This window comes from Cellulosimicrobium sp. NPDC057127 (assembly GCF_042670945.1).
In the GTDB taxonomy this organism is placed as follows: Bacteria; Actinomycetota; Actinomycetes; order Actinomycetales; family Cellulomonadaceae; genus Cellulosimicrobium.
Window position 1 is genome coordinate 253,527 of sequence record NZ_JBHUUP010000005.1, and the last position, 10,007, is coordinate 263,533.

Sequence of the window (10,007 nt, forward strand, 5' to 3'; positions counted from 1 at the left end):
GGCGCAGAGTTCACACCGGCGTAACGCCGCAGGTCTTGTGCCCGGCGGACGGGCGTCCGGACGATGGAGCATGCGGACGCGACTCCTGGTCGTCGCGCTGGTCGTCACGGTGGCCCTCACCGGGGCGGCCGTCGTGATCCACGGCGCGGCCGGACCCACACGTGGACCCCTCACCTGGGCGGACGAGTTCGACGGTCCGGCGGGTACGCCGCCCGACCCGAGCAGGTGGCGGTACGACCTCGGCGGCGACGGGTGGGGCAACGGCGAGCTGCAGCGCTACACCGACAGCACGCGCAACGCGGCGCACGACGGCGAGGGCCACCTCGTCGTCACCGCGCGGCGCGAGAACCCGGACGGCGCGACGTGCCACTACGGGCCGTGCGAGTACACGTCCGCGCGCCTGCTGACGGCAGGCCTCTTCGAGCAGCGGTACGGCACCTTCGAGGCGCGCATCAAAGTCCCGCGCGGGCAGGGGATGTGGCCGGCGTTCTGGATGCTCGGCCGCGACGTCCACACGACCGACCCGTGGCCCTCGAGCGGCGAGATCGACGTCATGGAGAACGTCGGCAAGGAGCCGGGCACGGTGTGGGGGAGCCTGCACATGCCGGGACGCTCGGGCGCGAACTCGGTGACGGCGTCGTCCGAGCTGCCGGACGGCCGCGCCTTCGCCGACGACTTCCACGTCTACACGGTCGACTGGGCACCCGGCTCGATCACATGGTCGGTCGACGGTGAGGCGTACGCGCACGTCACGCCCGACGACGCGGACGGCGGGCGGTGGGTGTTCGACGACGACCCGTTCTTCCTCATACTGAACCTCGCCGTCGGCGGGGTCTGGCCCGGACCGCCGGACGGCTCGACGCAGCTCCCGCAGCAGATGCTCGTCGACTGGGTGCGGGTCTACGCCGGTACGGGGCATGCCCGGGGCGGTGACGAGCGCGCCGACCAGCGCGCCGACCAGCGCGAGGACGAGGGCGCGAGCCCCGCTGTGCCGGAGGACGCGGCCGGCCCGGCGGCGCGGCCGGTCCGCGGGCTCGCGGGCAAGTGCATCGGCGTGCCGGGCGACGCCGCCGTCGCCGGCACGCCGATCGTGCTGGAGACGTGCGACGACGGGCCCGGCCAGCGGTGGTCGTTCGCGCCCGACGGCACGGTGCAGGCGCTCGGGATGTGCATGGAGGTCGCCGGCGGGTCGACGGAGGACGGCGCCGCGGTGCGGCTCGCGACCTGCTCGGACGCACCGGCCCAGCAGCTCGTGCTGACCCCGGCCGCCGACCTCGTCAGTGTCCCGGCCGACCGGTGCGTCGACGTGCGCGAGGGGTCCACCGCCGACGGCACCCCGCTCCAGACGTGGGCCTGCGCCGGCACCGAGAACCAGAAGTGGTGGCTCGGCTGATCAGCCGTCACCGCAGACGTCGACGTCCTCCGCGTACCGCAGCCAGGACGGCAGGTCCGCGAGGAACGCGTCGCGCACCTCCGGCGAGCCCGCGGCCCGCCAGTCGACCTCGTCGTCGATCTCGATCTCGAACTTGGCCCACTCGAACCAGTTGATCATCTTCAGCTGCGGGTACTCCTCGTGGGTGCGCTCGGAGAACACCTGCCGCCACCACGCCCGCTTGACGTCGAGCTCGTCGGCGCCGCCCCGCGAGGGGGTGTAGATCGCCGACGTCTCCGGGATCGCGACGGGGTGCCCGTGCTCGACGCCGTAGACCTGGTAGAAGTCCGGGATCGCGGCGTCGTCCCCCGCGGTGCCGACGTACGTGCCCGTCAGCATCGCGAGGAACTTGCCGTCCTCGGTCACGTCGTTGCTCCCCCACGGGCGCTGGTTGCCCCAGTGGTAGAGCGAGATGCCCACCCAGTCCACGGCGTCGTCCCCGGGGAAGTACGGCAGGTAGGTGTCGTCCGCCATCGTCACGGTGCCGTCGCCGTCGGTGTCGAGGGCGGCGTGGTCGGCCGTCCCCGGCAGCGCGGCGAACTGCCCGCCCGTGAACGGGTACCCGCCCCCGTAGTTCGGCGCCCACATCATGGAGGTGCCCGGGGAGCGCTCGTGCACCGCGGCGGCGACGCGGCGGAACGTCTCGACGTACTTCTGGGGCTGCTGGCCCCACGCGTACCAGGAGCCGTTCATCTCGTGGGCGAAGCGCAGCACGACGGGCACGCCGTCGGCGTTGAGGGCCCGGAGGTCCTCGGCGAGCCGGTCGACCACCTCGTCGCTCATCGTGTCCAGACCGCCGTGCGGCTCGAGCGTGAGCAGCAGGACGCCGCCGTTCTCCTCGACCTGGCCCGCGGCACCGACCGTGTGCTCCCAGGTCGCGTCGTCGTACGGGACGTCCGAGAACTGGACGGCGACCGCGGGCGCGTGCGCGAGGTCGTCCCGGTGCTCGGCGAGCGTCTCGGCCTCCCAGTCGAGGTTGACCCCGAGGAGCGCGCCCTGCTCCGGCACGATGGCGTCGGCATCCGCCATGCAGGCCGGCGCGGGAGCGCCGGGCATCGTCGGCGTCACGCGCGTGAAGCCGTACGCCACGGCGCTCACCCCGAGCGCCATCACGACCAGCGGGGCGACGAGCCCGATCCTGCGGCGCTGCGTGCGCCGCGGGTGCAGGACGAAGACGGGCTCGTCGCCGGGCGGCGGCTGCGGGGGACGCCCGATCACGGGGTCCCCGCCGTCGCCAGGGCGGCGGCGCGCCCGCCGTAGACGCGGGTGACCACGTCGAGCCGCAGCGCGGCGTGGGCGTGCGCGACGGCGCGGGAGAGCCCGTGCAGGCGCAGGTCGCCGCCCGCGGCGCGGGCGACGCGTCCGAGGTCGAGGACGCCGGCCACCCCGGAGGGCGTGACGCGGTCGACCGCGGAGACGTCGAGGAGGACGAGGACGGGGCCGTCGACGACGGCCTCGGAGACCTGCGCGCGCAGCGCGAGCACCGCGCGGGCGTCGAGAGGGCCGGAGACGGAGAGGTCGACGGTGCGCGGACGCGCGACCGACGGTGCGGGGACGGGGGACGAGGAGGTGCTGACGATCATGGCCACGGTGAGCTCCTGGGACTAGTTCTCGAGGACGCGGACGGTGGCAGCGTCGTTGCTGTCCGCCGCCGAGCCCGCCGCCGGACCCGTGGACAGGGCGGCGGCAACCTCGGGCGGCGCGGGGTGGGGGTCGACGACGGCGTCGCCGGGCCCCTGGTAGCGGGCGGCGCCGACGACGACGCCGAGGAGGGCCAGGTCGACGCCGACCCAGACGAGCGAGAGCGCGGTCGCGGCGTCGGACGCGTCGCCCGCGAGGGCGCGCTGGACCCCGATCGCCGCGGCGGCGAGCAGCAGCGCCCCGGTGAGGAGCTGGACCCGCACGTGCCGGAACCCGCTGCCGGTGGACTGCTTGGTCTTGGACGTGACGGAGAAGGTCAGGTGCCGGCGCAGGAACACGGCGGCCGCGCCGGAGAGCGTCGCGGCGATCCACGTCGGGAACAGGGCGAAGGACATCTGCTGGCCGCGCCACAGCCCGCGCGCCCCGTGCCCGGCGACCTGGAAGAGCAGCTGGCACGCGACGAAGAACGGGACGAAGTGGAGGAAGAACAGGGCCGGGTCGGCGTGCAGCGGGAAGACCCCGGCCGTGAGGAACAGGACCGGCGCGGCGAGGTAGGCGAGCGCGGCGAACCCGCTGAGGTAGCTCGTCATCGTCGCGAGGTACATGAGCCGCTGGGCGAGCGTGAGCCCGCTGACGGTGAGCGGGTTGTCGGCGAAGAAGACCTGCATCGAGCCCGAGGCCCAGCGCAGGCGCTGGGAGAGCATCGTGCCGACGTCCTCCGGGGCGAGGCCGCGCACGAGGACCTCGTGGTGGTAGACGCTCGTCCACCCCATGGCGTGCAGGTGCATGGCGGTCGCCATGTCCTCGGTGATGCTCGACGTGTCGAGCGGGTGGATGGTCAGGGCCTGGTCGGTGCGCGCGACGTCGACCGCCTCCAGGACGGCGTCGAGCTCCGGCACGACGTCGTCGGGCAGGTCCGGGTGCGCGAGGAGGGCCCGGGAGAAGTCGGCCCGGAGCGTGTACGTGATCTCCGACAGCACCTCCCCGTGCCGGAACCCGTCCTCGGCGCGGCGGATCGCCGCCAGCGCCTCCTCCGCGACGGGCATCGCGGCCGGCTCGCGTACTGCGAGCTCGCCGAGGAGGTCCTGCATCCGCGAGCGGCCCGCGCGCAGGGCCTTGCGCATCCGCCCGCCCGCGGTGCGCGTGAAGCGGGTGAGACCGAGGGCCATGAGCGCCTCGCGGCGCAGCACGGCGTTGGACCCGCAGAAGAACGCGGCACCCCAGCCGTCCTTGCCCTGCTGGATCGGGCCGTAGAAGAGCTCGGCGGAGCTCCCGAGCGGGTCCTTGCGCGTGACGTTCCAGAAGTGCTGCGGGGTCTGGACGAACGCGACCTCCTCGTCCGTGAAGTAGCCGAGCACCCGGTCGAGGAACCGGGCCTCGGGGACCTGGTCGGCGTCGAGGATGGCGACGAGGTCGCCCGTCGTGCGGAAGAGCGCGTTGTTGACGTTGCCGGCCTTCGCGTAGCGCGGCCTACCCTCCCACTCCGGACCGCGCGTGATGTACCCGACGCCGAGGCGGGCCGCGGCGCGCTCGAGCTCCGGCCGGGCGCCGTCGTCGAGGATCCACGTCTCGTGGGGGTAGGTCATGTCGCGGGCCGCCACGGCGGTCCGCAGGACGAGCTCCAGCGGCTCGTTGTACGTGGTCACGAAGACGTCGACCGTGAGCCCGTCGGGCGCCGGCGGTGCCGGCGGGCGACGCCTCGCGTTCCACGTCGTCAGCGCGAACAGGACCGTCTCGCCGAGGCTGTACGTCTCCGCGAGGACGAGCGGGACGGCGATCCACCACGCCTCCCACGCCACCGTGCCCGTCCAGCGCCACGTGATGTAGACCAGACCGAACGCCACCGCGACGACCGCGAGCACGCGGACCGTCGCCAACCTGCTGCCACCCATGCGCCGAACCCTTCGCCGTTCCGACCAACGACGAGCGCGTCGTGCGGACCCGCGAGGGGACGCCCGGCGTGCTCGGGAGCGGCGGCGTCGGTGGCGTCGCGGAGATGCGCTGTGCTCAGCACCTCGGCGTGCCGGTCGCGACCTCCCCCTCCCCGTCCCTGACCCCGCTGCTGCGAGGACCGGGCCGGAGGGCCGTGACGTGGCTCGAATGTAGAGGAGCGGGTGAAGGCCCACCAGGGCCTCGGGCCGCCGGGAGCCAGATTTTCGACGCCGTTGCCCGAACCTGCACAGCCCGGCAACGTCGCGGAAACCCCGGGCCGTCGACGGCGGTCCGGCGTTCACCCGCTCGTCACACGGCCGTGGCGTGGCGCGGCCGTGCGGTAGCATCGACGACGTCGCGACTGGCGCGTCCCGGACCTGCCTCGGCGGGTCGCGGGAGGGTGGAGAACCACCGGGGAGCGACGAGCTGTGCAGACGACGGGTCGTTCGCCTGGGCCCCGGGTCACCACCTGGTGGGTGCGTGCCCGGACGAGCCCGCACCGGACGCCGGACCGACGACACTGCCGCAGACCGCGAGGAGACGCCATGAGCGCCCAGCCCGTTGACCGCCCAGCCCAGAACGTCCTCGACGCCCCGCTCGCCGAGCTCGACCCCGAGATCGCCGCCGTCCTCGACGGGGAGCTCGGCCGCCAGCGGGACACGCTCGAGATGATCGCGTCGGAGAACTTCGTGCCCCGTGCCGTGCTCCAGGCGCAGGGCTCGGTGCTCACCAACAAGTACGCCGAGGGCTACCCGGGCCGCCGGTACTACGGCGGCTGCGAGCAGGTCGACGTCGCGGAGAACCTCGCGATCGCCCGCGCCAAGGCCCTGTTCGGCGCCGAGCACGCCAACGTCCAGCCCCACTCGGGCGCCACGGCGAACGCGGCCGTGCTGCACGCGCTCATCAACAAGGGCGACAAGATCCTCGGTCTCGAGCTGGCCCACGGCGGTCACCTCACGCACGGCATGAAGATCAACTTCTCCGGCAAGCTCTACGACGTCGCGGCCTACGGCGTGGATGCGCAGTCGTACCGCATCGAGATGGACGAGGTGCGCAAGCAGGCCCTCGAGACGCGCCCCGACGTCATCATCGCGGGCTGGTCCGCGTACCCCCGCCACCTCGACTTCGCGGCGTTCCGCGAGATCGCCGACGAGGTCGGCGCGAAGCTCTGGGTCGACATGGCGCACTTCGCAGGCCTCGTGGCCGCAGGCCTGCACCCGTCGCCCGTCCCGCACGCCGACGTCGTCTCCTCGACCGTGCACAAGACGATCGGCGGCCCGCGCTCCGGCTTCATCCTCAGCAAGGAGGAGTACGCCAAGAAGATCGACTCCGCCGTGTTCCCGGGCCAGCAGGGCGGCCCGCTCATGCACGTGGTCGCGGCGAAGGCCGTGTCGTTCAAGATCGCGGGCTCCGACGACTTCCGCGACCGCCAGGAGCGCACGCTGCGCGGCGCGAGCATCATCGCCGACCGCCTCGCCCAGGCCGACGTGGCCGAGGCCGGCGTCTCCGTCCTCACGGGCGGCACCGACGTGCACCTCGTGCTCGTCGACCTGCGCCACAGCGCGCTCGACGGCCAGCAGGCCGAGGACCTCCTGCACGAGGTCGGCATCACGGTGAACCGCAACGCCGTCCCGTTCGACCCGCGCCCGCCGCGCGTGACGTCCGGCCTGCGCATCGGCACGCCCGCGCTCGCGACGCGCGGGTTCGGCGACGCCGAGTTCACCGAGGTCGCCGAGATCATCGCGACCGCGCTGCGCGAGGGCTCCGCGGCGGACGTCGAGGCGCTGCGCAGCCGCGTCGCGACGCTCACGGCCGACTTCCCGCTCTACCCGGACCTGCAGCAGTGACGGCCCAGGTCCTCGACGGCAAGGCCACCGCCGCGGCGATCAAGTCCGAGCTCCGGGACCGGGTCACCGCGCTGCGCGAGCGCGGCGTCGTCCCGGGGCTGGGCACGGTGCTCGTGGGGGAGGACCCGGGCTCGATGTCCTACGTCGCGGGCAAGCACCGCGACTGCGCGGAGGTCGGCATCGCGTCGATCCGGGAGGACCTGCCCGCGGACGCGACGCAGGCCGACGTCGAGGCGGCGATCGACCGCCTCAACGCCGACCCGGCGTGCACGGGCTACATCGTGCAGCTCCCGCTGCCGAAGGGTGTCGACACGAACGCCGTGCTCGAGCGCATCGACCCGGCCAAGGACGCCGACGGCCTGCACCCGACGAACCTCGGGCGCCTCGTGCTGCGCGTCAACGAGCCGATCACCTCGCCGCTGCCGTGCACCCCGGCGGGCATCGTCGAGCTCGTGCAGCGGCACGGCATCGACCTCGCGGGCAAGGACGTCGTCGTCGTCGGGCGCGGCACGACCGTGGGTCGCTCCATCGGCCTGCTCCTCACGCGCCGCGACATCAACGCGACCGTCACGCTCACCCACACGGGCACGCGCGACGTCGTGCAGCACCTGCGCGGCGCCGACGTGATCGTCGCGGCGGCGGGCGTCGCGGGCTTCGTGAAGCCGGAGCACGTCAAGCCGGGCGCCGTGGTGCTCGACGTCGGCGTGAGCCGCGTCGTCGAGCCCGAGACCGGGAAGGCGCGCCTGCGCGGCGACGTCGACCCCGCCGTCGCCGAGGTCGCGGGCTGGCTCTCGCCCAACCCCGGCGGCGTCGGCCCGATGACGCGCGCCATGCTGCTCGCGAACGTGGTCGACACCGCGGAGCGCGCGCCCGCCTGACGGGCGCGGAACGGTCAGGAGCGGGCGTCGTGCGTGGCACGGCGCCCGCTCGTGCGTCGGGCGCTACTCTGCGCGGATGAGCGACGCCGAGCCGGTGGTCCCGGTCGCGCCCCTGACCCGCGCCGGCGTGACGCCCGCGCCCGACCGCCGCGCCCGCGCCGCCGTCACCGCCGCGTACGCGGTGCAGGGCGCCGGGTTCGCCGTCGTGCTCACGAGCATCCCCGGGTACAAGGACCGCCTCGGGTTCGGGGACGACGTCGTCACGCTCGTCGTCCTCGGCGTGTGCGTGTGCGCGGGGCTGGGCAGCACGCTCTCGGGTGCCGTCTCGGCGCGGCGGGGGTCCAGCGCCGTCGTCGTGGGCGGGCTGCTGCTCGCGGCCCTGGGCATCGCGGGTGCCGGCACCGCGCCGACCTGGCCGCTGTTCTTCGTCGCCCTCGCGGCGTACGGCGTCGCGCTCGGCGCCGTCGACGCCGCGATGAACATGCAGGGCATCGAGGTCGAGCGGGCGTACGGCCGGAGCCTGCTCGCCTCGTTCTACGCGGGCAACGCCGCAGGCGGCGTCGTCGGCGCGCTGCTCGTCTCCGGCGCGGCGCTCGTGGGGGTCTCGCAACCCGTGGCGCTGCCCGCGGTGGCGCTGCTCGCTGCCGGGAGCGCCATCGTGCTGGCGCCCCGGCTCGTCCCGCCGCGCGCTCCCGTGCCCGGCGGCGCCCGGTCGCCCGACCGGGCGGCCCTTGCCGCTCCGTCGGCCCGTCATGGGGTGCGGGTCGCGGCCGGCACGGTCGCCGTGCTCGGTCTCGCGATGGTCGCGTTCCCCGTCGCCGACTCCGCGATCTCCAGCTGGAGCGCGACGTTCCTGCGCGACGTCCTGCTCACCAGCGCCGCGGTCGCGCCGCTCGGCTACGCCGCCTACCAGGCCGCGCTCATCGTCTCCCGGCTCACCGGCGACCGGCTCGTCGAGCGTGCGGGCCGTGTTCGGGTCGTGCGCGCCGGGGGAGTGGTGGGAGCGCTGGGGTTCGTGGCCGTCGCCGCGGCCCCGGCGTGGCCGGTCGCCGTGCTCGGGCTCGCCGCCACCGGGCTCGGCCTGGGCGTCGTGGCACCGCTCGCGTTCTCCGCCGCGGGGGACCGCGCCCGCGAGGCCGTCGCCGCGCGGACGGCCGGCGGCGAGTCCGCGCTCGGGCTCGTCGAGGAGGTGACGGACCGGGCGGTCGCGCGGCTCAACGTCTTCACCTACGCCGGGGCGGTGCTCGGTGGTGTGCTGACGGGGGTGTTCGCGACGGCGGACCAGCTGCGGACCGGGTTCGTGGTCCTCGCCGCGCTCGCCGCGGTGTCGGCGGTGCTGGCCGGCCGCTTCCGGCCGGTCCCCGCTCCTGCGGGCGTGAGCGGGACCACGCTCCCGCGCTGACGATGTCGTGGGCGGGACGTGATGGGATGTCCCGGTGCTGACGATCGCCACCGCCAACGTGAACGGGATCCGCGCCGCTGTCCGCCGGGGCATGGACGCGTGGATCGACTCCCGCACCCCCGACGTGCTGCTGCTCCAGGAGGTGCGCGCGCCTGATTCCGTCGTGCACGAGCTCCTCGACGGGTGGCACATCGCCCACCAGGCCTGCGACATCAAGGGCCGGGCCGGCGTCGCCGTCGCGTCGCGCCTGCCGGTCAACGCCGTGCGCGTCGGCCTCGGCGCGGGCGAGCCGGAGGCGCCCGTCGACACCGGGCGCTGGGTCGAGGCCGACGTCGAGCTGCCCGACGGCGCGGTCGTCACCGTCGTCTCCGCCTACATCCACTCGGGCACCGTGTCCCAGCCCGAGACGATGGTGCAGAAGTACGCGTACCTGGAGAAGGTCACGGCGCGCCTGCGCGAGCTCACCGCCGACGGCCGCCTCGCCGTCCTCGCCGGCGACCTCAACATCGCGCACCGCAACGCCGACATCAAGAACTGGAAGGGCAACCTCAAGAGCGCCGGGTTCCTGCCCGAGGAGCGCGCCTACGTCGACACGTGGCTCGACGACGTCGGCCTCGTCGACCTCGGCCGCGTGCACGGCGGCGAGGGCCCCGGCCCGTTCACGTGGTGGTCCTGGCGCGGCCGCGCGTTCGACAACGACTCCGGCTGGCGCATCGACTACCAGCTCGCGACGCCCGCCCTCGCCGAGCGCGCGGTCAAGGTCGAGGTCGACCGGCCGCCGTCGCACGCCGAGCGCTGGAGCGACCACGCGCCGCTCGTCGTCACGTACGACGTCTGACCACGAACGAGACGGCCGCCCCTCCGGTCCCGACCGG

General features: G+C 74.3%; 8 protein-coding genes and 1 riboswitch. Of the genes, 5 read left to right on the top strand and 3 right to left on the bottom strand.

Annotation, left to right across the window (positions count from 1 at the left end; translation table 11 throughout):
• The first annotated feature begins 70 nt into the window (after positions 1-70).
• On the top strand, positions 71-1,393 hold the full coding sequence (locus ACFTZA_RS07375; RefSeq protein ID WP_378192339.1) for a family 16 glycosylhydrolase: 1,323 nt from the start codon (positions 71-73) through the stop codon (positions 1,391-1,393).
• Here ACFTZA_RS07375 and ACFTZA_RS07380 read toward each other — a convergent pair whose 3' ends face one another.
• Genes ACFTZA_RS07380 through ACFTZA_RS07390 form a run of 3 tightly spaced genes read right to left on the bottom strand, consistent with a single transcriptional unit; the run spans position 1,394 to position 4,965 of the window.
• On the bottom strand, positions 1,394-2,650 hold the full coding sequence (locus ACFTZA_RS07380) for a glycoside hydrolase family 26 protein (RefSeq protein WP_378192341.1): 1,257 nt from the start codon (positions 2,648-2,650) through the stop codon (positions 1,394-1,396).
• Positions 2,647-3,015, bottom strand: coding sequence for an STAS domain-containing protein (locus ACFTZA_RS07385; RefSeq protein WP_378192376.1), 369 nt, complete (start codon positions 3,013-3,015; stop codon positions 2,647-2,649). Before ACFTZA_RS07385 ends, ACFTZA_RS07380 begins: the two co-directional genes overlap by 4 nt.
• Before the next feature lie 21 nt (positions 3,016-3,036).
• A complete protein-coding gene (locus ACFTZA_RS07390) occupies positions 3,037-4,965 on the bottom strand; it encodes a glycosyltransferase family 2 protein (protein ID WP_378192344.1) in 1,929 nt (642 codons plus the stop codon).
• Positions 4,966-5,352: 387 nt separating this feature from the next.
• A riboswitch (ZMP/ZTP riboswitch) is annotated at positions 5,353-5,468 on the top strand.
• Between the two features lie 82 nt (positions 5,469-5,550).
• Between ACFTZA_RS07390 and glyA the strand changes: the two genes are divergently transcribed.
• From glyA to ACFTZA_RS07410, 4 genes are all read left to right on the top strand, one after another.
• Positions 5,551-6,852 (top strand): serine hydroxymethyltransferase, encoded by a 1,302-nt coding sequence (gene glyA / locus ACFTZA_RS07395; protein ID WP_378192346.1) that lies wholly within the window; start codon positions 5,551-5,553, stop codon positions 6,850-6,852.
• Positions 6,849-7,730, top strand: coding sequence for a bifunctional methylenetetrahydrofolate dehydrogenase/methenyltetrahydrofolate cyclohydrolase (locus ACFTZA_RS07400; protein ID WP_378192349.1), 882 nt, complete (start codon positions 6,849-6,851; stop codon positions 7,728-7,730). Before glyA ends, ACFTZA_RS07400 begins: the two co-directional genes overlap by 4 nt.
• A 76-nt stretch (positions 7,731-7,806) precedes the next feature.
• The gene (locus tag ACFTZA_RS07405) at positions 7,807-9,132 is read left to right on the top strand and encodes an MFS transporter (RefSeq protein ID WP_378192351.1); all 1,326 of its coding nucleotides are present in this window, start codon (positions 7,807-7,809) and stop codon (positions 9,130-9,132) included.
• Positions 9,133-9,166: 34 nt separating this feature from the next.
• The gene (locus ACFTZA_RS07410; protein ID WP_378192353.1) at positions 9,167-9,970 is read left to right on the top strand and encodes an exodeoxyribonuclease III; all 804 of its coding nucleotides are present in this window, start codon (positions 9,167-9,169) and stop codon (positions 9,968-9,970) included.
• Positions 9,971-10,007: the final 37 nt, after the last annotated feature.